The 24,075-nt window shown below is 62.4% G+C and carries 22 protein-coding genes and 1 pseudogene; 14 read left to right on the top strand and 9 right to left on the bottom strand.

The features are described from left to right. Positions 1 to 23 precede the first annotated feature (23 nt). Both ACR9ZN_RS11625 and ilvD read left to right on the top strand, forming a co-directional pair. The gene (locus tag ACR9ZN_RS11625; protein WP_481272292.1) at positions 24 to 1,220 is read left to right on the top strand and encodes a patatin-like phospholipase family protein; all 1,197 of its coding nucleotides are present in this window, start codon (positions 24 to 26) and stop codon (positions 1,218 to 1,220) included. A gap of 132 nt (positions 1,221 to 1,352) precedes the next feature. Next, on the top strand, positions 1,353 to 3,194 hold the full coding sequence (gene ilvD, locus ACR9ZN_RS11620) for a dihydroxy-acid dehydratase (protein WP_481272291.1): 1,842 nt from the start codon (positions 1,353 to 1,355) through the stop codon (positions 3,192 to 3,194). A gap of 242 nt (positions 3,195 to 3,436) precedes the next feature. Here the strand turns inward: ilvD and ACR9ZN_RS11615 are convergent, their stop codons facing one another. Together ACR9ZN_RS11615 and ACR9ZN_RS11610 are read right to left on the bottom strand one after the other, a co-directional pair. Next, positions 3,437 to 3,919, bottom strand: a complete 483-nt coding sequence (locus ACR9ZN_RS11615; RefSeq protein WP_481272290.1) for an N-acetyltransferase family protein — start codon at positions 3,917 to 3,919, stop codon at positions 3,437 to 3,439. Between the two features lie 76 nt (positions 3,920 to 3,995). Beyond that, entirely contained in the window at positions 3,996 to 4,655 is a 660-nt protein-coding gene (locus ACR9ZN_RS11610; protein ID WP_149255056.1) for an alpha/beta hydrolase, read from the bottom strand. A 350-nt stretch (positions 4,656 to 5,005) separates the two neighbouring features. Between ACR9ZN_RS11610 and ACR9ZN_RS11605 the strand changes: the two genes are divergently transcribed. The 10 genes and pseudogenes from ACR9ZN_RS11605 (at position 5,006) to ACR9ZN_RS11560 (ending at position 13,291) form a co-directional block, all read left to right on the top strand. Then, positions 5,006 to 6,181 (top strand): cysteine desulfurase family protein, encoded by a 1,176-nt coding sequence (locus tag ACR9ZN_RS11605; RefSeq protein WP_481272289.1) that lies wholly within the window; start codon positions 5,006 to 5,008, stop codon positions 6,179 to 6,181. 54 nt (positions 6,182 to 6,235) lie between these two features. Continuing rightward, positions 6,236 to 7,709 (top strand): annotated as a pseudogene (sufB, locus tag ACR9ZN_RS11600) (Fe-S cluster assembly protein SufB). A gap of 54 nt (positions 7,710 to 7,763) precedes the next feature. Beyond that, the gene (gene sufC, locus ACR9ZN_RS11595) at positions 7,764 to 8,510 is read left to right on the top strand and encodes a Fe-S cluster assembly ATPase SufC (RefSeq protein WP_454814082.1); all 747 of its coding nucleotides are present in this window, start codon (positions 7,764 to 7,766) and stop codon (positions 8,508 to 8,510) included. A 2-nt stretch (positions 8,511 to 8,512) separates the two neighbouring features. Then, the gene (gene sufD, locus ACR9ZN_RS11590) at positions 8,513 to 9,835 is read left to right on the top strand and encodes a Fe-S cluster assembly protein SufD (protein WP_481272288.1); all 1,323 of its coding nucleotides are present in this window, start codon (positions 8,513 to 8,515) and stop codon (positions 9,833 to 9,835) included. 116 nt (positions 9,836 to 9,951) lie between these two features. Further along, positions 9,952 to 11,196: a cysteine desulfurase gene (locus tag ACR9ZN_RS11585; RefSeq protein WP_454814080.1), complete on the top strand. Its 1,245-nt coding sequence runs from the start codon at positions 9,952 to 9,954 to the stop codon at positions 11,194 to 11,196. 11 nt (positions 11,197 to 11,207) lie between these two features. Continuing rightward, positions 11,208 to 11,591: an SUF system Fe-S cluster assembly protein gene (locus tag ACR9ZN_RS11580; RefSeq protein ID WP_434956608.1), complete on the top strand. Its 384-nt coding sequence runs from the start codon at positions 11,208 to 11,210 to the stop codon at positions 11,589 to 11,591. A gap of 111 nt (positions 11,592 to 11,702) precedes the next feature. Continuing rightward, entirely contained in the window at positions 11,703 to 12,080 is a 378-nt protein-coding gene (locus tag ACR9ZN_RS11575; RefSeq protein WP_481274348.1) for a HesB/IscA family protein, read from the top strand. Positions 12,081 to 12,092: 12 nt separating this feature from the next. Then, positions 12,093 to 12,458, top strand: a complete 366-nt coding sequence (locus tag ACR9ZN_RS11570) for a TfoX/Sxy family protein (RefSeq protein WP_434956607.1) — start codon at positions 12,093 to 12,095, stop codon at positions 12,456 to 12,458. Positions 12,459 to 12,491: 33 nt separating this feature from the next. Beyond that, positions 12,492 to 12,761: a DUF1467 family protein gene (locus ACR9ZN_RS11565; protein ID WP_434956606.1), complete on the top strand. Its 270-nt coding sequence runs from the start codon at positions 12,492 to 12,494 to the stop codon at positions 12,759 to 12,761. Continuing rightward, the gene (locus tag ACR9ZN_RS11560; RefSeq protein ID WP_481272287.1) at positions 12,761 to 13,291 is read left to right on the top strand and encodes a DsbA family protein; all 531 of its coding nucleotides are present in this window, start codon (positions 12,761 to 12,763) and stop codon (positions 13,289 to 13,291) included. The genes ACR9ZN_RS11565 and ACR9ZN_RS11560 overlap by 1 nt, the downstream gene beginning before the upstream one ends. A gap of 26 nt (positions 13,292 to 13,317) precedes the next feature. Here ACR9ZN_RS11560 and ACR9ZN_RS11555 read toward each other — a convergent pair whose 3' ends face one another. Further along, a complete protein-coding gene (locus ACR9ZN_RS11555) occupies positions 13,318 to 14,328 on the bottom strand; it encodes a zinc-dependent alcohol dehydrogenase family protein (RefSeq protein WP_481272286.1) in 1,011 nt (336 codons plus the stop codon). Between the two features lie 93 nt (positions 14,329 to 14,421). On the opposite strand from ACR9ZN_RS11555, the gene ACR9ZN_RS11550 reads away from it, so the two are divergent. Continuing rightward, entirely contained in the window at positions 14,422 to 15,288 is an 867-nt protein-coding gene (locus ACR9ZN_RS11550; protein ID WP_481272285.1) for a LysR family transcriptional regulator, read from the top strand. Positions 15,289 to 15,304: 16 nt separating this feature from the next. Here ACR9ZN_RS11550 and ACR9ZN_RS11545 read toward each other — a convergent pair whose 3' ends face one another. Then, positions 15,305 to 15,595: a DUF2842 domain-containing protein gene (locus tag ACR9ZN_RS11545; protein WP_481272284.1), complete on the bottom strand. Its 291-nt coding sequence runs from the start codon at positions 15,593 to 15,595 to the stop codon at positions 15,305 to 15,307. A 311-nt stretch (positions 15,596 to 15,906) separates the two neighbouring features. On the opposite strand from ACR9ZN_RS11545, the gene ACR9ZN_RS11540 reads away from it, so the two are divergent. Then, the gene (locus tag ACR9ZN_RS11540; RefSeq protein WP_481272283.1) at positions 15,907 to 16,998 is read left to right on the top strand and encodes a COX15/CtaA family protein; all 1,092 of its coding nucleotides are present in this window, start codon (positions 15,907 to 15,909) and stop codon (positions 16,996 to 16,998) included. Here ACR9ZN_RS11540 and ACR9ZN_RS11535 read toward each other — a convergent pair. The 5 genes from ACR9ZN_RS11535 to ACR9ZN_RS11515 all read right to left on the bottom strand — a co-directional run bounded on the left by ACR9ZN_RS11535 (position 16,977) and on the right by ACR9ZN_RS11515 (position 23,319). Beyond that, a complete protein-coding gene (locus tag ACR9ZN_RS11535) occupies positions 16,977 to 18,263 on the bottom strand; it encodes an O-acetylhomoserine aminocarboxypropyltransferase (RefSeq protein WP_481274347.1) in 1,287 nt (428 codons plus the stop codon). The genes ACR9ZN_RS11540 and ACR9ZN_RS11535 overlap by 22 nt on opposite strands. Before the next feature lie 155 nt (positions 18,264 to 18,418). Beyond that, positions 18,419 to 18,940, bottom strand: coding sequence for a CoA-binding protein (locus ACR9ZN_RS11530; RefSeq protein ID WP_481272282.1), 522 nt, complete (start codon positions 18,938 to 18,940; stop codon positions 18,419 to 18,421). Positions 18,941 to 18,970: 30 nt separating this feature from the next. Continuing rightward, positions 18,971 to 19,573, bottom strand: coding sequence for a hypothetical protein (locus ACR9ZN_RS11525; protein ID WP_481272281.1), 603 nt, complete (start codon positions 19,571 to 19,573; stop codon positions 18,971 to 18,973). 5 nt (positions 19,574 to 19,578) lie between these two features. Further along, complete coding sequence (locus ACR9ZN_RS11520) at positions 19,579 to 20,358, bottom strand: NAD kinase (RefSeq protein WP_481272280.1); 780 nt, start codon at positions 20,356 to 20,358, stop codon at positions 19,579 to 19,581. 252 nt (positions 20,359 to 20,610) lie between these two features. After that, positions 20,611 to 23,319 carry an Rne/Rng family ribonuclease gene (locus ACR9ZN_RS11515; RefSeq protein ID WP_481272279.1) on the bottom strand — a complete coding sequence of 903 codons (2,709 nt, stop codon included), beginning with the start codon at positions 23,317 to 23,319 and terminating at the stop codon, positions 20,611 to 20,613. Between the last annotated feature and the right edge of the window lie 756 nt (positions 23,320 to 24,075).

Genomic DNA, 24,075 nt, shown 5'->3' with positions numbered 1-24,075 from the left:
AGCCACAGAATGGACCTTGCCCCGTGACCGTTACAGACCGAAGCAGCAGCAAGACACGCCGTACCCGCAAGCCGGAGGAGCCGGAAGAAGGCCATAACGGTTTCGAGCGTGTCGCGCTGCTGCTGCAAGGCGGCGGTGCGCTCGGGGCCTATCAGGCCGGCGCCTACCAGGCTCTCGAAGAAGGGGGCGTTCAGCCCAACTGGATCGCCGGCATTTCCATCGGCGCTATCAACGCGGCCCTTATCGCGGGCAATGCCCCCGGCAAGCGTGTCGCCCAATTGCACCGCTTTTGGGAGATGGTGAGCGATCCGCCCTTCGAGCCGGCCCTCGAATGGATCCGCCTGTTCGCCCGGGAGGGTGACCGCCAGCACAAGCTGGTGAACCAGTTCCAGGCCGGCCAGGTTCTGCTGAAGGGGACGCCGAAATTCTTCGAGCCTCGCTTTCCGCCGCCTTACCTGATGCCGCCCGGCTCGGCCGGCGCCACCAGCTTCTATGACACCGCGCCTTTGAAGCAGACTTTGCTGGAGCTGATCGATTTCGAGCGGCTCAACAGCGGCGAGACCCGCTTTGCGGTCGGCGCCGTCAACATCGCCAGCGGCAACTTCGCCTATTTCGACAATGGCAACGGCACCGCCCGCCTCACGCCGGAACATATCATGGCAAGCGGGGCGCTGCCGCCCGGCTTTCCCCCGATCGAGATCGACGGGCAGTTTTATTGGGATGGCGGATTGGTCTCGAACACGCCGCTGCAATGGATCCTGGAGCGGCAGGACCTCGATACGCTCGCGTTCCAGGTCGATCTATGGAACGCCCGCGGCGACATTCCCAAGGACATGGCCGAGGTCGAGGTCCGGCAAAAGGAGATCCAGTATTCCAGCCGCACCCGTGCAGCCACGACCCGTGCTCGCGACTATCAGCGCCTGCGCGGCGCCCTCAAGCGCATCCTGGCAAAGCTGCCGGAGGATTTCGGCCAGGAGGAGGACGTCGGGTTGCTGAGCAAGGCCGTCGAGCGCAAGAGTTGCAACGTGGTGCAACTGATCTATCGCGCCCAGAAATATGAAGGGGCCAGCAAGGATTACGATTTCTCGCGCCTGATGATGGAGGAGCACTGGGCTGCGGGCTATGAGGATGCCAGGCGGGCGCTTGCCCACCCGGAGATCTTTCGCAAACCCCGCAATGCCGAAGCTTTTGCCAGCTACGATTTCGGCCGGGGAGCGTGAAGCCCTTCCTCAGGTCGCCATGGCAGCCAGCAGGAATTCCATCGGTCCATGAACTGCGGCTTGCCATTATCGGTTCGGCGGCTCATATACGATCGCTTCCCCACCTGATTTAACGAACGCACAGAGACGCCGATGCCCGCCTATCGTTCCCGTACCACTACCCATGGCCGCAACATGGCCGGTGCCCGTGGCCTCTGGCGCGCCACCGGCATGAAGGACGGGGATTTCGGCAAGCCGATCATAGCGGTCGTCAACTCCTTCACCCAATTCGTGCCCGGCCATGTCCATCTCAAGGACCTCGGCCAATTGGTGGCGCGCGAGATCGAGCAGGCCGGCGGCGTTGCCAAGGAGTTCAACACCATCGCGGTGGATGACGGCATCGCCATGGGCCATGACGGGATGCTTTACAGTCTGCCTTCGCGCGAACTGATCGCCGACAGCGTGGAATATATGGTCAATGCCCATTGCGCCGACGCGATGGTGTGCATCTCCAATTGCGACAAGATCACGCCCGGCATGCTGATGGCCTCGCTGCGCCTCAACATTCCCACGGTCTTCGTGTCGGGCGGCCCGATGGAAGCCGGCAAGGTCGTCCTGGGCGGCAAGACCAAGGCGCTCGATCTCGTCGACGCCATGGTCGCTGCGGCCGACGACAAGGTCTCCGACGAGGATGTGAAGGCAATCGAGCGCTCGGCCTGCCCGACCTGCGGCTCCTGCTCGGGCATGTTCACCGCCAATTCGATGAACTGTCTCACCGAAGCCCTTGGCCTGTCGCTGCCCGGCAACGGCTCGACCCTGGCCACCCATGCCGACCGCAAACGTCTCTTCGTCGAGGCAGGCCATCTCATTGTCGATCTCGCGCGTCGCTACTATGAGCAGAACGACGAAAGCGTGCTGCCGCGCCAGGTCGCCAGTTTCGGCGCTTTCGAGAATGCCATGACGCTCGATATAGCCATGGGTGGCTCGACCAACACGGTGCTGCATATTCTGGCTGCCGCCCATGAAGGCGAGATTGCCTTCACCATGGACGATATCGACCGGCTGTCGCGCCATGTGCCGGTGCTCTGCAAGGTCGCCCCGGCCGTCAGCCACGTTCATATGGAGGACGTTCACCGTGCCGGCGGTATCATGGGCATTCTCGGCGAGCTCGACCGCGCCGGCCTGATCAACCGCGACCTACCGACCGTGCATTCGGCCAGCCTGGCGGAAGCCTTGGACCGTTGGGACGTCGTGCGCACCAAGAGCGAGAGCGTGCGCGAGTTCTTCAAGGCCGCGCCGGGCGGCGTGCCGACCCAGGTCGCCTTCAGTCAGGACCGGCGCTGGGACGATGTCGATCTTGACCGCGAGAAGGGCGTGATCCGCTCGGCCGAGCATGCCTATTCCAAGGATGGCGGCCTGGCCGTGCTGAAGGGCAATCTCGCTCTCGACGGCTGCATCGTGAAGACCGCCGGCGTCGACGAATCCATCCTGAAATTCGCCGGGCCGGCCGTGGTGTTCGAAAGCCAGGACGCGGCGGTCGACGGCATCCTCAACGGCAAGGTCAAGGCCGGCGATGTCGTCGTCATCCGTTATGAGGGGCCGCGCGGCGGCCCGGGCATGCAGGAAATGCTGTATCCGACCAGCTATCTGAAGTCGAAGGGCCTGGGCAAGGCCTGCGCCCTGATCACCGATGGGCGCTTCTCGGGCGGCACCTCGGGCCTGTCGATCGGGCATGCCTCTCCGGAAGCGGAAGAGGGCGGCACTATCGGCCTCGTCGAGCCGGGCGATCGCATCGAGATCGACATTCCCAACCGCACCATCGTGCTGGCCGTGCCGGATGACGAGCTCGATCGTCGGCGCGCCACCAAGGGAGCCGCGCCCTGGCGTCCGGCCGCACCGCGCAAGCGCAAGGTCACCACGGCGCTGCGCGCCTACGCCGCCATGGCCACCAGCGCCGCCAAGGGCGCTGTCAGGCAGGTGCCCGATTTCGATTGACGCCGGTCTGCTGGTCTTAGAGCCTGACTGAAAATTCACAACGAGACCGAGAAGAACTCCACCTTTGTCATACCCGGGCTTGTCCCGGGTATCCAGACACCGCATCTTATCGAGATTGATGGCCCCTGGATCACCGGGACAAGCCCGGGTATGACAAAAGTTGAGGTTCCCGCGACTCGTCGGTCCAACTCTTATGACCGGCATATTCTGGGAATCGCAGGCATCTCAAGAAGAGGCTGTTGTCAGCCCTGTTTCGCCAGCGCTTCCAGCGCTTCGCCGGTCAACCGGCAGCCGATCCATTCCTTGCGCAGCACGGCGCCCTGTCTTTCATAAAAGCCGATGGCAGGCTCGTTCCAGTCGAGCACGGACCATTCGAGGCGGCCTAACTCCTCGCTGACGCAACGCTTGGCGAGATGGCCGAGCAGGGCCTGGCCAATGCCGTGGCCGCGATAGGCATCACGGACGAACAAATCTTCGAGATAGATGCCGTGGCGGCCGAGGAAGGTCGAGTAACTGTAGAACCACAGGGCGAAGCCGGCCGTCTCGCCCTGCCATTCCGCGATCTCGCAGAAGACGCGTGGATTGGTGGCGAATAGACTGGCCTGGATGTCGGCTTTGGTGGCGATCGCCTCGTGTTCGAGCTTCTCATAGAGCGCCAAGCCGCGGATCAGATCCAACACTGTTGCGGTATCGGCCGGTTCGGCGCGGCGGATGATCAGGGACATTGTCGTGCTCCAACAAAAAAGCCCGCCATGGAAGGCGGGCTGGCTGTGTTGCCTGGAACCAAGATTTCGACGCGGATCAGGCCGCGTCGATGTCGTTCAGCCCGAGGCGCTTGTCGAGATAGGACGAGCAGGAAGCGATCAACTCGTCCGTCTTGTTGTCGAAGAAGTGATTGGCGCCGGCAATGACCGATTGTTCGATGACGATGCCCTTCTGCGTCTTCAGCTTGGAGACCAGTGTCTCGACATCCTTGAGCGGCGCGACGCGATCGGCGTCGCCATGGACGATCAGACCGGAGGACGGGCAGGGGGCGAGAAAGGAGAAGTCGAAGCGGTTGGCCGGTGGTGCCACCGAGATGAAGCCCTCGATCTCCGGGCGGCGCATCAGGAGCTGCATGCCGATCCAGGCGCCGAAGGAGACGCCGGCGATCCAGCAGGATTTGGCTTCCGGCGTCACCGCCTGGACCCAGTCGAGGGCGGAAGCTGCATCGGAGAGTTCGCCCGCGCCATGATCGAAGGAGCCCTGGCTACGGCCGACGCCGCGGAAGTTGAAGCGCAAGGCCGAAAAGCCCCGCTGCACGAAGGCGTAGAACAGATCGTAGACGATCTTGTTGTTCATCGTCCCGCCGAACTGCGGATGCGGATGCAGGACGATCGCAATGGGGGCTCCGCGTTGCTTGGACGGCTGGAAGCGGCCTTCGATGCGGCCTGCCGGGCCGGTGAACGTAACTTCGGGCATATATTGAGTTGCCTTTTTCGTGTGCCAGAGCAGAATTTGGTTGATCGGAACGGCTTCCGGCCAATCAAATTCTGCTAGAACTTTCAAACCCTGCTCGGGACCCGCGCTCCGGCTCCGATGACTGGCCTTGACGGCTGAGGTCGGCAGGAGTAGAACTTTAGAATAATTCTAATGACTTAGAATAATTCTAAAGTAGCTCATCGCTGCTACGCGATGCGCTCCGATCCATGCGCCGATAAGGACGCATTGCACCCAGCCCGCGTTCGGGTAGCGCTTCTTAACACGAAGAGCAGGGCGTTTTGCAAGCTTTTCCGCATTGGTGGAGCGGTAGAACAACGGATTTTTGGGGTTTGACCAGGTCGCGCACCTATCTGGACCACAATGCAACCACGCCGTTGCGGCAGGAGGCTCGCGCCGCCTTGCTGTCGGCGCTGGAGCTTTGCGGTGCGCCGTCTTCCGTTCACGCGGATGGCCGTGCGGCGCGCAAGCTGGTCGAGTCGGCCCGGCATGAGGTTGCCGATCTCATCGGTGCCTTGGCCAAGAACGTGGTTTTTTGCGCCTCCGCCACCGAAGCCAACAATCTGGCCCTCAATCTCGACTGGCAGCGGCCCGGTCAGCCCTCTCTTCGGCGCATGGCTGTGTCCAGCGTGGAGCATGCCAGCGTGGCCAATGGCGCCCATCCGCAGAATGCCGATATCGCCTTGTTGCCAGTGGATGGGAAGGGGTTGCTCGACCTCGAGGCCCTCGATGCCCTGTTGAACGAATGGCGCGCGAGGGGAGAGACGGGTCTTGTTTCGGTGATGCTGGCCAACAATGAAACCGGTGTGGTGCAGCCGGTGGATGAGATCGCAGCGCGCGTTCACGCGGCCGGCAGCCTGTTTCATTGCGACGCTGCGCAGGCAGCGGGGAAGATACCGTGTCTGATCAATGAGATTGGAGCCGACCTTCTAACGATTTCGAGCCACAAGCTCGGCGGGCCGCTCGGTGCTGGCGCTCTGGTTTTGGGTAGCGATGGCCTGCATCAGCCTAACCCCCTTATCCGTGGCGGTGGCCAGGAAAAGGGGCTGCGGGCCGGCACCGAGAACGTGCCGGCGCTGGCCGGTTTCGGCGCGGCGGCACGTGCCGCCGCACGGGATCTTGTGGCCTATGCCGAGAGAAGCCTTGCTCTGCGCTCGATGCTGGAGACGGCGTTGCGCGAAGCGTCGCCGGACGTGGTCGTGTTTGGCGAGGGAGTACCGCGCCTGCCCAACACGCTCAATGTGGCCGAGCCGGGGATGGCGGCGGAAACGACATTGATCGCATTGGATCTTGAGGGTATTTCCGTCTCCTCGGGATCTGCCTGTTCATCGGGCAAGGTGAAGGTCAGCCATGTGCTGACCGCGATGGGCGTGGCGCCGGCGCTGGCCGGTTGCGCCTTGCGCGTGTCGCTGGGACGGGAAACCACAGTCCAAGAGATCGAGTTTTTCATCGCGGCCTGGAAAAGGCTGCGCAAGAACTTACATGACAGAAAGCATCGGGCCGCATAAAGCCCTGTTCGATCTGTAAAATTTGCCGCTTTCGGGCGGCACCAGGAGACCAACATGCCTGCAGTCCAGGAAACCGTCGAACAGGTCCGGGCGATCGACGTCGACCAGTATAAATATGGCTTCGTCACGGACATCGAGATGGAGCTTGCACCCAAGGGCCTGTCCGAAGAGATCGTGCGCTACATCTCGGCCAAGAAGGGCGAGCCGGATTGGATGACCGAATGGCGTCTCGACGCCTACAGGCGCTGGATCACCATGCAGGAGCCGACCTGGGCGCGCGTGGAATATCCGCAGATCGATTTCCAGGATCTCTATTATTACGCAGCACCCAAGAAGAACGCCGCGCTGACTTCGCTCGACGAAATCGATCCGGCCATTCTCAAGACCTATGAGAAGCTCGGCATTCCCCTGCGCGAAGTCGAGATCCTCGAGGGCGTGGCGCCGGCCAACCGCATCGCCGTCGACGCGGTATTCGACTCGGTTTCCGTCGTCACCACCTTCAAGGACGAATTGAAGAAGGCCGGCGTGATCTTCTGCTCGATCTCCGAGGCGCTGCGTGAGCATCCGGATCTGGTGAGGAAGTATCTCGGTACCGTGGTGCCGACCACCGACAATTTCTACGCGACGCTCAACTCGGCCGTGTTCTCGGACGGTTCCTTCGTCTATGTGCCGCCGGGCGTGCGCTGTCCGATGGAACTGTCGACCTATTTCCGTATCAACGAGGAAAAGACCGGCCAGTTCGAGCGCACCCTGATCATTGCCGACAAGGGCGCCTATGTTTCCTATCTCGAAGGCTGCACGGCGCCTCGTCGCGACGAGAACCAGCTCCATGCCGCCGTGGTCGAACTGATCGCGCTCGATGACGCCGAGATCAAATATTCCACGGTGCAGAACTGGTATCCGGGCGACTCCGAGGGCAAAGGCGGCATCTACAATTTCGTTACCAAGCGTGGCGATTGCCGCGGCGCGCGCTCGAAGATCTCGTGGACTCAGGTCGAGACCGGTTCGGCCATCACCTGGAAATATCCGTCCTGCATCCTGCGCGGCGAAGGCTCCCAGGGCGAGTTCTACTCGATCGCAGTATCGAATGGCCGCCAGCAGGTCGACAGCGGCACCAAGATGATTCATCTGGGCAAGAACACCAAGAGCCGGATCATCTCCAAGGGCATTTCGGCCGGCCACTCCAACAACACCTATCGCGGCCTGGTCTCGGCCCATCGCAAGGCAACCGGCGCCCGCAACTTCACCAATTGCGACTCGCTGCTGATCGGCGAGCACTGCGGGGCGCATACCGTGCCCTATATCGAGTTCGAAGAACTCGACGGCGGTGTTCGAGCATGAGGCCACCACCTCGAAGATCTCGGACGACCAGCTGTTCTACTGCCTCCAGCGCGGCCTGTCGGCCGAAGAGGCGACGGCGCTGATCGTCAACGGCTTCGTCAAGGACGTGCTGCAGCATCTGCCGATGGAATTCGCGGTCGAAGCGCAGAAGCTCATCTCCATCAGCCTCGAAGGCAGCGTCGGCTGATCCGGCGCTCCAGTCTTTTCACGCTCCGGCGTTACTATTTCTAGGAACTTTACGATGCTCGAAATCAAGAACCTCCATGCCGAAATCGACGGCAAGCCGATCATCCAGGGCCTGAGCCTCAAGGTGGCAGACGGCGAAGTCGCGGCCATCATGGGTCCGAACGGCTCAGGCAAGTCGACGCTGTCCTATATCCTGGCCGGCAAGGAGGATTACGAGGTAACCGCGGGTGAGATTCTGCTCGACGGCGAGAACATTCTCGAGATTCCGGTCGAGGAGCGCGCGGCTCGCGGCGTCTTCCTGGCCTTTCAGTATCCGCTCGAAATTCCCGGCGTCGCCACCATGACCTTCCTGAAGGCGGCCTTGAACGCTCAGCGTAAGGCGCGCGGCGAAGCCGAGCTCACCACGCCCGACTTCATCAAACGGGTGAACAGCGCTGCCGATGAGCTTAAGATTGCAAAGGAAATGCTGCGTCGTGCCTTCAATGTCGGCTTCTCCGGCGGTGAGAAGAAGCGCATGGAGATCCTGCAGATGGCATTGCTGCAGCCCAGCCTTGCCGTGCTCGACGAGACCGATTCCGGCCTGGACATCGACGCGCTGCGCATCGTGGCCGATGGTGTGAACGCGCTGCGTTCGCCCAAGCGTTCCTTCATCGTGATCACCCATTATCAGCGCCTGCTCAACCACATCGTTCCCGACAGCGTGCATGTCCTCTCCAAGGGCCGCATCGTGAAGTCCGGCGGCAAGGAACTGGCGCTCGAACTCGAAGCCAACGGCTATCGCGACTACGAGGAAGCTGCGTAACCATGGCCAATATCGTTGCTGTGAAGACTTCGGCCGAAACGGCGCTGGACGAAGCGTTCAGCGGCCTGCGCGCGGCGCTACCTGGCGCCGGCGCCGTGCGCGGCCTGCGCGAAGGGGCGATTGCCCGCTTTCGCGAAAGCGGCCTGCCGCACCGCCGGGTCGAGGAATGGAAATATACCGACCTGCGCACCCTGATGCGCGACGCGAACCCTGTCGCGACCAGTCCGCAAGGAACGCCCAATGCGGGCGGCAAGGCCGATGATTTCCTCGCCGGGCTCGATCACATTCGCCTGGTTGTGGTGGATGGTGCCTTTTCACCGGCGCTGTCGAACATTGCGGCGCTGCCGGCCGGACTGAGAGTGACTTCTCTGGCCGAGGCACTGGCCTCGACGGACGAGAAACTCGTCGCCGATCTCAGTGCCGGCGCGCCCAATAACGCCGTGCTCGACCTCAACACCGCCTTCATGAGCGACGGCGTGGTGGTCAGCGTCGAAGCGGGTATCGAGATCGGCTTGCCCGTTGCGATCGAAACCCGTCACACCGGAACGGTGCCGCAGGCGACCTTCACCCGTTCCCTCGTGGCTCTGGGAGCCGGCGCCAGGCTGACGCTGATCGACAGCTACGAGGGGCCCGAGGGCGTCGCCCATCAGACCAATGCCGCCCTCGCCGTGAAGTTGGGCGATGGCGCGCAGTTGCAACGCATCAGCTTCCAGGTGCAAAGCCTTGAAGCACAGCATATTTCCACGGTTCTAGCCTCTCTTGGCAAGGAAGCCCTGCTGCAGAGCTTTGCGCTGGAGGCGGGGGCTGCCGTGGCGCGCAACCAGCTCTTCGTCACTTATGAAGGCGATGACGCCAAGATCTTGCTGTCGGGCGCCACGCTGCTGGCCGGCAACCGCCATGCCGACACCACTTTGGTGGTGGATCATACAGCGCTGGGTGGCGAGAGCCGCGAACTCTTCCACGCCGTGATCGATGATGAGGCTCGCTCGGTGTTCCAGGGCAAGATCGTGGTCCGCCCCGGTGCACAGAAGACCGACGGGCGCATGATGAGCCGCTCGCTGCTGCTGTCGGAAACGGCCGAGGCCGATGCCAAGCCGGAACTCGAGATCTTCGCCGACGACGTCGTATGCGCCCACGGCGCGACCTGCGGCGCCCTCGACGAGGATCTACTGTTCTACTGCAAGGCCCGTGGCATCCCGCAGAAGGAGGCCGAGGCCATCCTGGTGCAGGCTTTCGTCGGCGAGGCCATCGAGACAGTGGAGAACGAGGAACTGCGCGAGCGGCTCAACGCCCTCACGCTGGCCTGGCTCGACAAGCGGGTCTGAGGGAGTGGCGGCCTCTGGCCGCCATCCCAGAATTGCGATTGATGGGGTTGGTGGTCCCGCCATCTCGGCATGCCGAATTGGCTTGAGACCGCCACTCCGAGCGAAGGAATGGGAATGTGAACAAGCCCGTCGCCGCACTTCCTTATGACCTGACCAAGGTCCGCGCCGACTTTCCGGCCCTGTCCCTGCAGGTCCACGGCAAGCCGCTGGTCTATCTCGACAATGGTGCCTCCGCGCAGAAGCCTCAGGCGGTGCTCGATCGTATGATGCATGCTTACACGCATGAATATGCGAATGTTCACAGAGGTTTGCACTATCTTGCGAATGCGGCGACCGAGGCGTACGAGGCCGGTCGTGAGAGCGTACGCAAGTTCCTCAACGCTCCTTCGATCGAGCAGATCATCTTCTCGCGCTCGGCAACGGAATCGCTCAACCTCGTAGCCGCCTCCATGGGGCGCCTGCTCGAGATCGGTGAGGGCGACGAGATCGTGCTTTCCATCATGGAGCACCATTCCAACATCGTGCCGTGGCACTTCCATCGCGAGCGCGCCGGCGCCGTATTGAAATGGGCGCCGATCCGGGACGACGGTTCCTTCGATCTGGAAGCCTTTGAAAAGCTGCTGGGTCCGCGCACCAAGATGGTGGCTGTAACCCATATGTCGAACGTGCTCGGCACTGTGACGCCACTTAAGGAAATCGTCGCGCTGGCCCATGCCCGCGGCATTCCGGTGCTGGCCGATGGCAGCCAGGGCGCCGTGCATCTCGATGTCGACGTTCAGGATCTCGGCGTCGATTTCTACGCTTTTACCGGCCACAAGGTCTATGGGCCCACCGGTATCGGCGTGCTCTACGGCAAGAAGGAATGGCTGGAGAAGATGCCCCCCTTCAATGGTGGCGGCGAGATGATCGGCGAGGTGACGGAGGACCGCATCACCTATGCCACGCCGCCGCACCGTTTCGAGGCCGGCACGCCGCCGATCGTGCAGGCGATCGGCCTGGGCGCGGCGCTGGACTACATGATGGCCCTCGGCCGTGATAACATCCGGGCTCACGAGGAGAAGCTCCAGCATTATGCTCAGGAGCGTCTTTCCAAGCTCAATTCGATCCGGATCTTCGGTGAAGCGCCGGGCAAGGGCGCTATCGTGTCCTTCGAATTGAAGAATGCCCACGCGCATGACGTTGCGACCGTGCTGGATCGCTATGGTATTGCTGTGCGCGCGGGAACACATTGCGCTCAGCCGCTTTTGGCGCGATATGGCGTAACCTCGACCTGTCGCGCATCCTTCGGGCTTTACAATACGCTCGACGAGGTAGATGCACTGGTCGAGGCGCTGATCAAGGCGCAGAGCTTTTTTGCATGACGGAGGCAGTGATGGCCGACGGAAATCTGGCCGAGACGCGGCCCAATGAACCGGCGGTCGCAGGGGCGACCGCCTTGCCGCCGGAAGAGATCGATCGGTTGACCGATGCGATCGTGGCGGCGCTCAAGACCGTTTACGATCCGGAAATCCCGGCCGATATCTATGAACTTGGCCTGATCTACCGCGTCGAGATTGCCGATGACCGCAAGGTGAGCATCGACATGACGCTGACCGCGCCTGGCTGTCCGGTCGCGGGCGAAATGCCCGGCTGGGTGGAGAATGCCGTGGCGAGCGTGCCGGGGGTCGCCGAGGTCCAGGTGAAGATGGTGTTCGATCCGCCGTGGGATCAGTCACGCATGTCCGATGAAGCGCGGGTTGCGCTGGATATGTGGTGACGGATCCAGTTCCGTCCCTCTCGCATTTGCGCTGAGTCGCGCTTATATTCATGCGGTAACCCGAGCGCCGGGCCTTGAACCCGGTGTTGTTGGAGTGTTCCAGTGAGCAAGATCCGTCCCAAGTTCAAGGTCGTTTCGCTGACAGATGCGGCGGCCGAGAAGATCAAGGCCATCATGGCAAATGCCGAGCAGGCCTATGAGGGCGTGCGCGTCGGTGTCAAGAATGGTGGTTGCGCCGGCATGTCCTACACGATGGAATATGCTGAAGCTGTCAATCCGCTCGACGAAGTGGTCGAGGACAAGGGCGTCAAGGTTCTGATCGATCCCAAGGCAGTGCTGTTCCTGCTTGGCACCGAGATGGACTACAAGACGGATAAGCTCGCGGCGCAGTTCGTGTTCAATAATCCCAACCAGACCTCGGCCTGTGGCTGCGGCGAGTCGGTGGCGATCACACCGGCCGCGAACGGCGCCCTCGTAGCGACGAATTGAGGCTTTTGCCGGATGGATCACGAGCATCTGCGCGATCTTTTCGCCGGCATGCCGCGTCTGTCCATCCGCCGCCTGTTCGGCGGGATCGGCCTTTATTCCGATGGTATGGTCTTCGCCCTTGGCGGAGCTGACCAGATCTGGATCAAGGCGGATGCGCAGACGCAGCCTCTGTTCGAGGAAGCAGGCTCCCGCCCGTTTCGCTATCAAGGCAAGAACCGGACGGTGCAATTGCCCTATTGGAGCCTGCCTGATAACGCGCTCGACGATCCGGACGAGGCCCTGAAATGGGCTCGTCTGGGTTTGGCTGCGTCCTTGCGCGCGCCAAGACAGGCGTCTAAAGCAAAGCGTTCCAGGAAGAGCCCGCCGCAGCCATTGTGAGCGTGCTCGCCTTGTCGATATTGGATCATTGCCATGTCCATCGTGCTCTCGATCGCCCTTTTCTTCGTCATCTGGTGGATGACCCTGTTCGCGGTGCTGCCGCTTGGCGTGAAGAGCCAGGTCGAGGGCGGGGAGGTGGTGCCGGGCACCGAAGCCGGGGCGCCTCAAAAGCCGATGCTGTTGATGAAGGCGGGAATCACGACGGCCATCGCCGTCACGATTTTCACCTGCGTCTATCTCATCGTGTCCAAGCACTGGATGCCGCACCAGATCTTCGACGTCGTGCCGGATCTCAAGCAGTAATGGCCGTACTCTCGCGCGATATCAGTGCAGACGACCATGTGAAGGGGCTGGCCGACGCGCCGGTCACCCTGGTCGAGTATGGCGATTTCGAATGCCCCTATTGCGGGGAGACCGTGGGTGTCATCGACGGGGTCCAACGCCTGATGGGTGAACGGCTTCGCTATGTCTTCCGGCATTTTCCACTGATCGAACCGCATCCCCATGCCCTGCACGCTGCCGGGCTTGCCGAGGCCGCGAGCGAAATTGGCCGGTTCTGGGAAGCCCACCGCATTCTCTATGACAATCAGCACGCGCTGGACGATCGCGCCCTGCGCAATTACGGTCGCAGGCTCGGTCTCGGCACGGACACCGTCGAGGCTGCCCTGGCTGGTCACTATGCGGGCAGGATCGAACTCGATTTCCAGAGCGGCATCGCCAGCGGCGTGAATGCCACGCCCACTTTGTTCATCAACGGCGTTCGCCACGATGGTCGCCGCGACCTCAGGGGCCTGCATGCGGCCTTGCTGGCCGCGGCGGAGCAGCGGGGCTGAGATCATTGCGGGCTGCGGCCGTTGCCTCAATGCCGAAGCACGATCTTGCCGAAATGCGATCCTTCTTCGAGATGATGCAAGGCTTGGGCGATGTCGGTCCAGGGATAGCAGCGATCGATCACCGGTCGGAGCTTGCTAGTGTGGATTGCCCAATTCATGGCCTCGAAGGAGGCACGTGAACCGACCGGAATGCCCCGAACCGTCACCTGGCGCCAGAAGATATCGAGTGGATTGATCGCCCCCTCGGTGCCACCGAGATAGCCGATCACGCTGATCTGGCCGCCTCGACGCACCGCCTTCAGCGACTGGGCAAAGCTTTCGGGGCCGCCGACTTCCAGGATATGGTCGACACCGCGCCCGCCCGTTAGTTCGAGCACGGCCTCGCCCCAGTGCAGATGCTTCCTGTAGTTCACCCCGGCCGTCGCCCCCAGCGCCTTGGCGCGCTCGATCTTCTCGTCGCTGCTGGACGTGACGATCACGCGGGCGCCGGCATTGACGGCAAATTGCAGGGCGAAGATCGAAACCCCACCAGTGCCGAGCACGAGAATGGTGTCCCCGGCTTTGAGGTGTCCCACCGTGACCAGGGCGTGCCATGCCGTTACACCGGCGCAGGGCAGGGTGGCTGCTTCGAGGTCGGTGAGGTCGGCGGGGGCGGGCACGACAGCCTGTTCATCGAGAGCCGCGTATTCCGCCAACAGCCCGTCGAGCGGACCACCGCGCTGATAGCTCGGTTCCGCCATGTCGAAGCTGCCGCCGACCCACCGCTGCCAGAAGGTGCTGCAGACCCGGTCGCCGACCGCCACGCGGGTGACGTCCTCGCCGATCGCGACGACTTCGCCGACCCCGTCGGAGATCGGGATGAGCGGAAGCGGAAAACGCGTATGGTAGCTGCCTCGGACGATTTCGAGATCGCGGTAGTTCAGCGCGGTTGCACGGACTCGGACCACGACTTCCTGGCGCCGCGGTGCCGGTATCGGTCTGTCGACTAGGCGCAGATTGCCGATGCCCGGCTCGCCGTCGACGATGATTGCCTTCATTGGGTCTCCTTGCCTCACTCTGCTTGGCAAGGATGCGCATGCGGCGCATAATATTCAAATTCATAATAGTAAAAATTAATATGCAGGAAATGTATGATGCTGAGCGAGATGCGTACCTTCGTCCTGTTCGCCGAGGAAGGCTCGATCCAGCGGGTGGCTGAACGCCTGCCCCTGACCCAGCCGGCGGTCACTCGCCAGATCCAGCGGCTCGAACAGATCCTCGGCTTCGAATTGCTCGATCGCCGCCTGAAACCGCCCACTTTGGCACCCCTGGGTGTCGAGGCACTGGCGCGGTGTCGGAAAGTCCTGGCTGCCTATGACGAGTTGACCCGGATGGCAAGGCGGCGTGAGCCGGAGGGCGTGCTGCGACTCGGCATTGCGCACGGCATCGCCAGTGGAGCCCTGGCGCCGATCATTCACGATCTGCGGTTAAGGTTTCCGGGCGTGATGCTGCGCTTGACCACCGGGTGGAGCCAGCCTTTGACCGAGCAGTTTGCGCGCGGCACTCTCGACGCCGCCGTATTGCTTTCGGCCGAGATAGTCGCCGAGCGCCTGACCATTCTCGGAAAAGAGCATCTAGCAATCATCACCGCCAGCGCCGATGCTGCCGGGAAGGGCGGCGTTTCGATAGACGAGGCTGGCTGGATTCTCAGTCCCGAACCATGCGATGCCCGCAAACGCCTGGCTTTCGAAATGGCTCGGCGGGGGCGGGCGCTGCAGGTGGTTGCGGAAGTCCAGGATTCCAGCCTGCAACTGGCCCTGGTGCGAGAGGGGCTCGGCCTCAGCCTGTTGCCGCGCCGGATCCTGGAACGGACCGCCAATGCGGGCATTGCCGTGCCGGAAGAGACAGGCGATTTCAACTTGGTTCTCGATGTGCAGATGCAGCGTTCACCGCATCTTCGCCTGCTGGATCCGGTCGTCGATATCTTTGCGCAGGCCGTCAGTGCCCAATTGCGGTGACGCGAGAGTGCTGCTCCTACCCCTTGGGCTTGCCCCTGGGCTTTTCCATCCACTTGATGATGAGCATGGCCGGGAAGACCCAGGCAAGGCCCAGAATGGCGTAGAGGATGGGCTGCAGCCAGGCTGGCGCGTCGGTGATACGACCTTCCGCCAGCGCCATGGCGAGGAGGGCGTAGACCACCACCAGGACCAGCATCGCCAATGAACCGACCAGTTTGCGCAGGGACGGAGGCTTGTAGTCCTGGGCCATGATCTCGAACTCCGTGGTCGGCGTCTCTTCGCCAGCTGGAACGGCGTAAGCCGACATGCCGTCGGAGTGCGACGCGAGCGCGCGTTGCCCCTGGCCGGCGATTTCTATATCTGTGCACCCTAGAGCAAAGCGCGTTCGTGACCGAACGCTTGTTTGCCCTAACTCTTTGTTTCGACGCGTCTTTGCGATTCTAGGTGATTTCCTATAATCACAAAACGCTTTAGAGCAAAGTGCGTTTAATTGTGAACGCTTATTTGCTCCAACTCTCTGTTTCCGAGCCAATCCGCTGGATTGACTCGTGCGTTATTGCCCGTCCTGGCGGTCCCGTCAGATCGCAAAACGCTGTCAGCCGGTCGATCAGGAAAGGCATGCGCGTGGCCGCCATCGCAGACAATCCCGCCATCATTGGCATGAGCCGCGGCCATCTCGCCGCTGTCCGAGCCTGGCTCGTCATCGTGGCCGTGTTGGTGATTGCGATGGTGGTGGTCGGCGGCGCCACACGCCTGACCGAATCCGGGCTTTCGATCACCGAATGGCAGCCGATCAAGGGAACGATTCCACCGCTGTCGGACGGCGAATGGGCAGCCGAATTCGAAAAATACAAACAGATCCCGCAATATGTGAAGCTGAACCTCGGTATGTCGCTGGAGGAATTCAAGTTCATTTATTGGTGGGAATGGAGCCACCGCCTGCTCGGGCGCCTGATCGGCATCGTCTTTGCCGTGCCGTTCCTGATCTTCTGGCTGCGTGGCTGGCTGACGCCAAGACTCACCGTGAAGCTGGTCGGCTTGCTGGCGCTCGGGGGCAGCCAGGGCTTGCTGGGTTGGTGGATGGTGAAGTCGGGCCTGGCCGACCGTACCGAGGTCTCGGAATACCGCCTGGCGATGCATCTCAGCCTGGCCTGTCTCATTCTCACAGCCATCGTCTGGGTTGCATCCTCGCTCAGGAATGAACGAAACAGCGGGGCCATTCCGGGTGCGGCGAAGGCGATTGCCTATCTGTTGGTGCCGCTCATCCTGGTGCAGATCTTCATGGGCGGGCTGGTAGCTGGTTTGCGGGCAGGGCTTACCTACAACACCTGGCCGCTGATGGACGGCTATTTCATCCCGGCCCTGAACAATCTTTACATCATGGCGCCGACCTGGGTGAACCATTTCGAGAATTCACTGACCGTGCAGTTCCAGCACCGCATGGTGGCCTATCTTATCGTGGCGCTGGCCCTGCTGCAGGCCTGGCTGGCGGTTCGAGGAGGCAACGGCCCGGCGCGGAGCCGGGCCCTGCTGGTGGCGGCCGCGGCGCTTGGCCAGGCCGCCATCGGTATCGTCACGCTTGTGCTGGTCGTGCCGCTATGGGCAGGCATCCTGCACCAGCTTGGCGGTGTCCTCCTCCTGACCGCTGCGACGGTGCACGCGCAGCGGCTGGTCGCAGGATCTGCTGCTCAGTTTCCCGCGAGGGCCTGATCGAGGTCGGCGATGATGTCCTTGACATCCTCGATGCCCACGGAGATGCGCACCACGTCCGGACCGGCGCCCGCTACTTTCTTCTGCTCATCGGACAATTGCCGGTGGGTGGTGGAAGCCGGATGAATGATCAGCGAGCGCGTGTCGCCGACATTGGCGAGATGCGAGAACAGCTTGACGTTCGACACCAGCTGGATGCCGGCGTCATTGCCACCCTTCAGTCCGAAGGTGAACACGGCCCCGGCGCCCTTGGGGCAGTATTTGCGGGCTAGGGCGTTGTAGCGGTCGCTGTCGAGGCCGGGATAGGACACCCAGGCCACGCTTGGATGCTCGGCAAGATAGTGTGCCACCGCCAGGGCGTTGTCCGAGTGCTTTTGCATGCGCAGCGGCAGCGTCTCGATACCCGTCAGGATCAGGAAGGCGTTGAAGGGCGACAGCGCCGGGCCGAGATCGCGCAGGCCAAGCACGCGCGTGGCGATGGCAAAGGCGAAATTGCCGAAGGTCTCGCCGATGACGATGCCGTTATATTCGGGGCGCGGCGCCGACAGGAACGGGTAGCGGCCGGAAGCCAGCCAATCGAACTTGCCGCCGTCGACGATGACGCCACCGATCGAATTGCCGTGTCCACCCAGGAATTTGGTGGCCGAATGCACCACGATGTCGGCGCCGAAGTCGATCGGACGGGTGAGATAGGGCGAGGCGAGCGTGTTGTCGACGATCAGGGGGACGCCGGCCTTCTTGGCAATGGCCGCGATCGCGGCGATATCGGTGATGATGCCCCCAGGATTGGCGATGGATTCGATGAAGATCGCTTTGGTCTTGGGCGTCACCGCGGTGGCGAAGCTGGAGGGATCGTTGGCATCGGCCCAGCGCACGTTCCAATCGAACGAGCGGAAGGAATGGTTGAACTGGTTGATCGAGCCGCCATAGAGCTTGTTGGAGGCGATGAACTCGTCGCCCGGCTGCAGCAAGGTGTGGAATACCAGCATCTGGGCGGCGTGCCCGGAGGCGACCGCGAGGGCGGCAGTGCCGCCTTCCAGCGCGGCGACGCGCTCTTCCAGCACGGCATTCGTGGGATTGGTGATACGCGAATAGATGTTGCCGAAGGCCTGCAACCCAAAGAGCGAGGCAGCATGGTCGACATCGTCGAAGACGAAGGATGTCGTCTGATAGATCGGGGTGGCGCGGGCGCCGGTGGTCGGATCGGGCTGTGCGCCCGCGTGCACCGCAAGCGTTGAAAACCCTGGTTGTTGCTCAGCCGACATCATGATCCTCCTTGGATGTTCTTGCAGGATATTTGGCCGCAATGACACGGCGTTGGTGAATTGGTGTCATTGCGAGCGCAGCGAAGCAATCCAGTTTTTGCAGGAGGGCTCCGGATTGCTTCGCTGTGCTCGCAATGACAGGCAGTATCAACAGCCTACCGGCGCAGGCCGAGGCGCTGGAAGCCACGCGGATCGCGGGTGGCGCGTTTGGAGGAAATCGCTCCGGAATTGACACCGGCCCAGCCGATCTCGCCGGAAAGCCGGCCATATTCGATCTTGGGGCAGCGGTTCATCACCACCTCGATGCCGGCGGCTTCGGCTTTCGCGGCTGCGGCATCATTGCGCACGGTCAGTTGCATCCAGATCACCTTGGGCAGGACAGGCAGAGCGAGAACTTCGTCGACGACCGCACCGGCTGCCTCGGAATTGCGGAAGATGTCGACCATGTCCACGGGACCGGGCAGGGTCGACAGGCTGGCGTAAACCGGCAGGTCCAGGATGGTCTTGCCAGCGAGGCCCGGGTTGATCGGGAACATCTGATAGCCGCGCAGCTTGAGATATTTCAGCACGAAATAGCTCGGCCTGACCTCATTGGCCGAGGCGCCGACCATGGCGATGCTGTGAACCTTGCGCAGGATGTCGCCGATATAATCGTCAGAATAGCTGTCGTGGTTCATTTACAAATCCGCAGGTCGTCGACCGCACAATCAATTGGCTTCGGCTATCGGTTTGAGTTTGTCGAGGAAGGGTTTCACCACTTCGGCATTGCCGGGAAGCGGCGTCAAGGCTTGCAGCGAAGCAAATTGCTCGTCGAGTTGCTGCAACGCTTCCCTCTTCTTTTCGGGGGTGAGGCTCTGATCCGCCTCGATCTCGGCCCTGGCCTTGGCCTTGTCGGCTTCGGGATCGTTCGGGGCGTTGTCGGCCGTGCCGTTGTTGTCGGGGACGTCGGCCTGATAGGCGAGCATCACCGAATTGGTAACGACATCGAGCGTGTCGAGATCCTTGAATTCATATTTGGCCAAGATGGCGTCGATGCGCGTCTTGGCTTCGGCGATATCCTGGAACGCGGGCAGGGAAGCGACCGGATCATCGCCGGGCGTGTCGGAACGGTCGCCATACTTCTTGGCAAGATCGGCAGCAAGGACCGTCAATTCACCACGGGCTGCGATGAATTTCTCCACCATCGACGGGGTCAGCCTGATTTGATCGTCACTCGCACCCGCAGAGCCGGCCAGGAAACACGCCGATAGAGCAAGGCCGGCAGCGAGACATAAACGATGGGCAAATTGCCTGACGGGAGAGGCGTGCATGGTGGCTACCAATCGAATTGTTCGCGCAAAATGCGTTCGTCGAGTGAGTGCCCGGGATCGTGCAGCATGATGAGGTCTTGCGACAAATCCATGGCTATCTCGACGCGCTGCACGTCCTTGACCTCGACATTGTCGCCGACCGCATTGACGGGCCGCTTGCCTGCCTCCAGAACGTCGATGGTGACGCGGGCGCGCTGCGGCAGGATGGCTCCACGCCAACGGCGGGGGCGGAAGGCCGAGATCGGGGTGAGCGCCAGCAAGGGCGCCTCCAGCGGCAGGATCGGGCCGTTGGCCGACAGGTTATAGGCGGTCGACCCGGCCGGAGTCGCCAAGATCAGGCCATCGCAGATCAGGCTTTCCAGCCGCACATGTTCATCGATCGAGATTTTGAGCTTGGCGGCCTGGAAGCGCGCACGCAGCAACGAAACCTCGTTGATGGCATAGGATTTCGACTTCTGGCCGTGCGTGTCGACCGCGCACATGGCGAGCGGATGCACCACGCTGCGCCGGGCCTTGGCCAAGCGGTCATGCAGATCGTTCTCGCGGAACTCGTTCATCAGGAAGCCGACAGAACCGCGATTCATGCCGTAGATGGGAAGTTTGCGCCCCATCAATTTGTGCAGCGTCTGCAGCATGAGGCCGTCGCCGCCGAGAGCGACGACAACCTCGGCCTCCTCGATCGGAACGTCGCCATAGCGAGCGGTGAGCGATTTGAGCGCCTTGCGTGCCGACGTTGTCGCGGTGGCTACGAAGGCAATCTTCTCGAAATGATGTTTGCTGGTCACGAATGAAATCGCATTGGGAATGTTCGCTGGACCAGGGGACAGACGCGCGCCCGGATCCGATGAGTGAGGCAGGCGACGTAAGCCCGGCACCAGCCTATCGCGAAAGAATGCCGGCTGCCAATGCTCAAAGCGTTTGACGATCTGGCGGAAACACTGGGTGAGGAAAGAATGACCTGCGGTTGATAGGCCCGGCATAAGAAAACGCCGCACTGAAGATCAGTGCGGCGCCTCCAAAGATCCTGGGGGATCATGTCATTTCTTCGACCACCATCCGGCCTTCTTCGGCTTGGCCGGGTCGACGGCGTCGACATAGACATAGGCCGAAGGGTTGGACACCACGACTTCACGCACGGCGGTGGCCACGACCTCTTCCGGTGCCGGCTCGGGGATGGGCTCGACGACAACGGGAGCCGGCGCCGGAGCCTTTTCGGCCTGGACGGGTGCGGCTTCCTGAGCGGGGGCCGGTGCCGGTTCACTGTCTGCTTCGGTCTTGATCGCCACCTGCTTGCGACCCCGGCGCTTGGGCTTCGGCTTTTCCTCGGCAACCGCCTCTGGCATGACTTCGGCGACGGCAGGGGCCTCGACGGCTTCCGCTGCCACGGCCTCGACGACTGCGGGGGGCGCTGCTGCGGGTGCCTCGGCTTCGGCAACAGCCGCCGTTTCGGCTTGGGCAACAGTCGCCGTTTCGGCCTCGGCCTCGCGACGGCCGCCGCGCCGTCCACGGCGCCTGCGCTTGCCGGCTTCGGCTCCGTCATCCTCGCTCGGCGCCACAGCTTCGGCCGCGGGCGGCGGCGTCACATCAGCCGCGACAGGGGGCTCGGCGACGACTGGCTCACCGGCAGACACGGTTTCCTCGCCCTCGTCTTCACCGTCGTTGTCATTCTCACCGGCCGCGGCGTTCTGCGCATCCGCCTCGGCGCCGACACCATTGCCCCGACGCCGACGCCGACGGCGACGCTTGCGGTTGCGGTTGCCTTCCCCGGATTCGGCTTCGCCATCCGCGACTTGCTGGCGCGGCTTGCGGCCACCCTCGGCTTCCTTTTCCTTCTCGTCTTCCTCCTCGGCCTCGCTTTCGACCTCGGCAATTTCCTCGGCCGGCGGGAAGGAGTCGACCTGAACCGTGGTCGCGACGGGACGCACTTCCAGCGGCGTCGCGATATCGCCGCGCTCGATCAGGTAGTTCTGGCTGCCCACGATGGTTTCATCGGCACTGACGGTGATCAAAACGCCGAACCGGGCTTCCAGCGCGTAGAGATGGCCGCGCTTGTGGTTGAGCACATAGAGTGCGGTGGCCGTCCGGGTGCGCAGCACCAGATTATGCGTGGCGCTCTTGAGAAGCTGGTCCTCGAGCGCGCGCAGGATATGCAGCGCCACCGAGGTGACCGAGCGGACATGGCCGCTGCCGCCGCAATGGGCGCACACTTCGGTGGAGGATTCCAGCACGCCGGTGCGGATGCGCTGGCGCGACATCTCCATCAGGCCAAAATGAGAGATGCGACCGACCTGGATACGCGCCCGGTCATTCTTCAGGCAATCCTTGAGCTTGCGCTCGACGGCCCGGTTGTTGCGGCTCTCGTCCATGTCGATGAAGTCGATGACGATCAGGCCGGCAAGGTCGCGCAGGCGCAGCTGCCGGGAGATTTCCTCGGACGCTTCCAGATTGGTCTTGAGGGCGGTGTCCTCGATATTGTGTTCGCGCGTGGCGCGGCCCGAGTTGACGTCGATCGAAACCAGCGCCTCGGTCTGGTTGATGACGATATAGCCGCCCGATTTCAGGTTGACCGAAGGCGAGAACATCGCATCGAGCTGGGCTTCCACCCCAAAGCGCTGGAACAGCGGCGCCGCCTCGCGATAGGCCTGGACGTTCTTGGCATGGCTCGGCATGAGCATGCGCATGAAGTCCTTGGCCTCGCGATAGCCATCGTCGCCGGCAACGATCACCTCGTCGATGTCCTTGTTGTAGAGGTCGCGGATCGAGCGCTTGATCAGCGAACCCTCCTCATAGACCAGAGTTGGGGCAGCCGACTTCAGGGTGAGGTCGCGGACATTCTCCCACAGGCGCAGCAGATATTCGAAGTCGCGCTTGATCTCGACCTTGGTGCGCGAGGCGCCGGCTGTGCGCAGGATCACGCCCATGCCATCTGGCACGTCGAGCTCACCGGCCACGGCCTTGAGGCGCTTGCGGTCGACGGCATTGGTGATCTTGCGGGAAATGCCGCCGCCACGGGCGGTATTGGGCATCAGCACCGAGTACCGGCCCGCCAGCGACAGATAGGTGGTCAGCGCCGCACCCTTGTTGCCACGCTCTTCCTTGACCACCTGGACCAGCAGCACCTGACGGCGCTTGATCACTTCCTGAATCTTGTACTGCTTGCGGGTGCGCACCACGCGCTCGGGGATATCGTCGGCGACATCGCCCCCGCCGAGCGCCTCGACATGCTCCTCGTCGCTGCCGGAACCGACCTCGACGATGCCGCCTGAGCCGCCTTCCTCGTCGGAGGTTTCGGCTTCGGGCGCAGGCGTGGAAACGGTAGCATCCGCGTCGGTGGCTTCGGCCGCCTCGGCGCGCTGCGGGCCGCGGTTGCGACCACGACGACGATCACGTCCGCCGCGCCGGCCGCCTTCGCCGCCACCGCCGTTGCCGTTTTCGTCCTCGTCATCCTCGTCCCGATGCGAGCGCTGCTCCTCGGCCAGGAGCGCGAGACGGTCGGCGACCGGAATCTGGTAGTAATCGGGATGGATTTCCGAGAAGGCCAGGAAGCCATGGCGGTTGCCGCCATATTCCACGAAGGCCGCCTGAAGGGACGGTTCGACGCGGGTGACCTTGGCGAGATAGATATTGCCGCGCAGTTGCTTGCGATTGGCTGCTTCGAAGTCAAACTCCTCGACGCGATTGCCGCGGACCACCACGACCCGGGTTTCCTCCGGGTGGGCGGCGTCGATCAACATTTTGTTGGCCATTATTATTTTCTCTCTGGCAAGCGCGGCCGGGATCATGCACGGGGCTGCAGGCGACGAACGCCGATACAGCCCTGCCAAGGCGGCAGGCGCTTGCTCTGTTGGCTGGGACAAGGCTCGATGAGGGGCGAATGGTATGTCCCGAAAGCGAAAGCGGCAGTGTTCGTGCAATCCGCTCGGGGAGTGCACGCTGCTTCACTTCACGACGTCCGGGGGATGCTATTGTTTGCATCGCTCCATCACCGGGTTCGGGTCGCGGGACGAATCCCGCGACGGCGCTCTCGGTCGATGGGCGGGACAGGATATCCGACCGGCGCTCGCGCCGATCCGGATCGCTAGGCGATCCGCACGCCACCCGTGATTCTCCTTATCCTCTAAGGACACATCAGTAGCCGAATAATCTCGGCTTGGCCGGCACCGCATACGATCGTCACGCTTTCACGGCGCAACCGGTCTGCAGGGACCATTCTGATGCTCGAATTCGGCATGGTCGGAGAACCATTCGAGAGCAGAATTGTTTTATCGAGTTATTGTTCGATTTGGCAAGGATTTCCGTTGGCTGTTGCAAGAAGGACACGGACAATGTGGGGGCTGCGTTAACGTTGGGGATACCCTTTGGCGCCAGCATCATTGTTTCGCCACTTCCAAGCGGATAGTGGCGGGGCTGAATTCCGTGTGGGATTCCGCCTTGCAGCGACAGGGGGCGTGACCGAGTGTCCTGCGTGGCTTTTCGATCTGCCAGGCCTGCCTGTGCGGCAG

This window comes from Labrys sp. HAY1-8F (assembly GCF_056754975.1).
Note: the sequence above shows the minus strand (reverse complement) of the source record. Positions and strands in the feature narration are given on the sequence as shown.

Excerpts from the sequence above, each read along its gene's own strand:
- ACR9ZN_RS11565 (WP_434956606.1), top strand. The coding sequence starts at position 12,492 with ATGTCCATCGTGCTCTCGATCGCCCTTTTCTTCGTCATCTGGTGGATG.
- ACR9ZN_RS11540 (WP_481272283.1), top strand. The coding sequence starts at position 15,907 with ATGCGCGTGGCCGCCATCGCAGACAATCCCGCCATCATTGGCATGAGC.
- ACR9ZN_RS11560 (WP_481272287.1), top strand. The coding sequence starts at position 12,761 with ATGGCCGTACTCTCGCGCGATATCAGTGCAGACGACCATGTGAAGGGG.
- ACR9ZN_RS11615 (WP_481272290.1), bottom strand. The coding sequence starts at position 3,919 with ATGTCCCTGATCATCCGCCGCGCCGAACCGGCCGATACCGCAACAGTG.
- ACR9ZN_RS11515 (WP_481272279.1), bottom strand. The coding sequence starts at position 23,319 with ATGGCCAACAAAATGTTGATCGACGCCGCCCACCCGGAGGAAACCCGG.
- ACR9ZN_RS11550 (WP_481272285.1), top strand. The coding sequence starts at position 14,422 with ATGATGCTGAGCGAGATGCGTACCTTCGTCCTGTTCGCCGAGGAAGGC.
- sufC (WP_454814082.1), top strand. The coding sequence starts at position 7,764 with ATGCTCGAAATCAAGAACCTCCATGCCGAAATCGACGGCAAGCCGATC.
- ACR9ZN_RS11525 (WP_481272281.1), bottom strand. The coding sequence starts at position 19,573 with ATGCACGCCTCTCCCGTCAGGCAATTTGCCCATCGTTTATGTCTCGCT.
- ACR9ZN_RS11545 (WP_481272284.1), bottom strand. The coding sequence starts at position 15,595 with ATGTCGGCTTACGCCGTTCCAGCTGGCGAAGAGACGCCGACCACGGAG.
- ACR9ZN_RS11535 (WP_481274347.1), bottom strand. The coding sequence starts at position 18,263 with ATGTCGGCTGAGCAACAACCAGGGTTTTCAACGCTTGCGGTGCACGCG.
- ACR9ZN_RS11530 (WP_481272282.1), bottom strand. The coding sequence starts at position 18,940 with ATGAACCACGACAGCTATTCTGACGATTATATCGGCGACATCCTGCGC.
- ACR9ZN_RS11555 (WP_481272286.1), bottom strand. The coding sequence starts at position 14,328 with ATGAAGGCAATCATCGTCGACGGCGAGCCGGGCATCGGCAATCTGCGC.
- ACR9ZN_RS11570 (WP_434956607.1), top strand. The coding sequence starts at position 12,093 with ATGGATCACGAGCATCTGCGCGATCTTTTCGCCGGCATGCCGCGTCTG.
- ACR9ZN_RS11610 (WP_149255056.1), bottom strand. The coding sequence starts at position 4,655 with ATGCCCGAAGTTACGTTCACCGGCCCGGCAGGCCGCATCGAAGGCCGC.
- sufD (WP_481272288.1), top strand. The coding sequence starts at position 8,513 with ATGGCCAATATCGTTGCTGTGAAGACTTCGGCCGAAACGGCGCTGGAC.
- ACR9ZN_RS11580 (WP_434956608.1), top strand. The coding sequence starts at position 11,208 with ATGGCCGACGGAAATCTGGCCGAGACGCGGCCCAATGAACCGGCGGTC.
- ilvD (WP_481272291.1), top strand. The coding sequence starts at position 1,353 with ATGCCCGCCTATCGTTCCCGTACCACTACCCATGGCCGCAACATGGCC.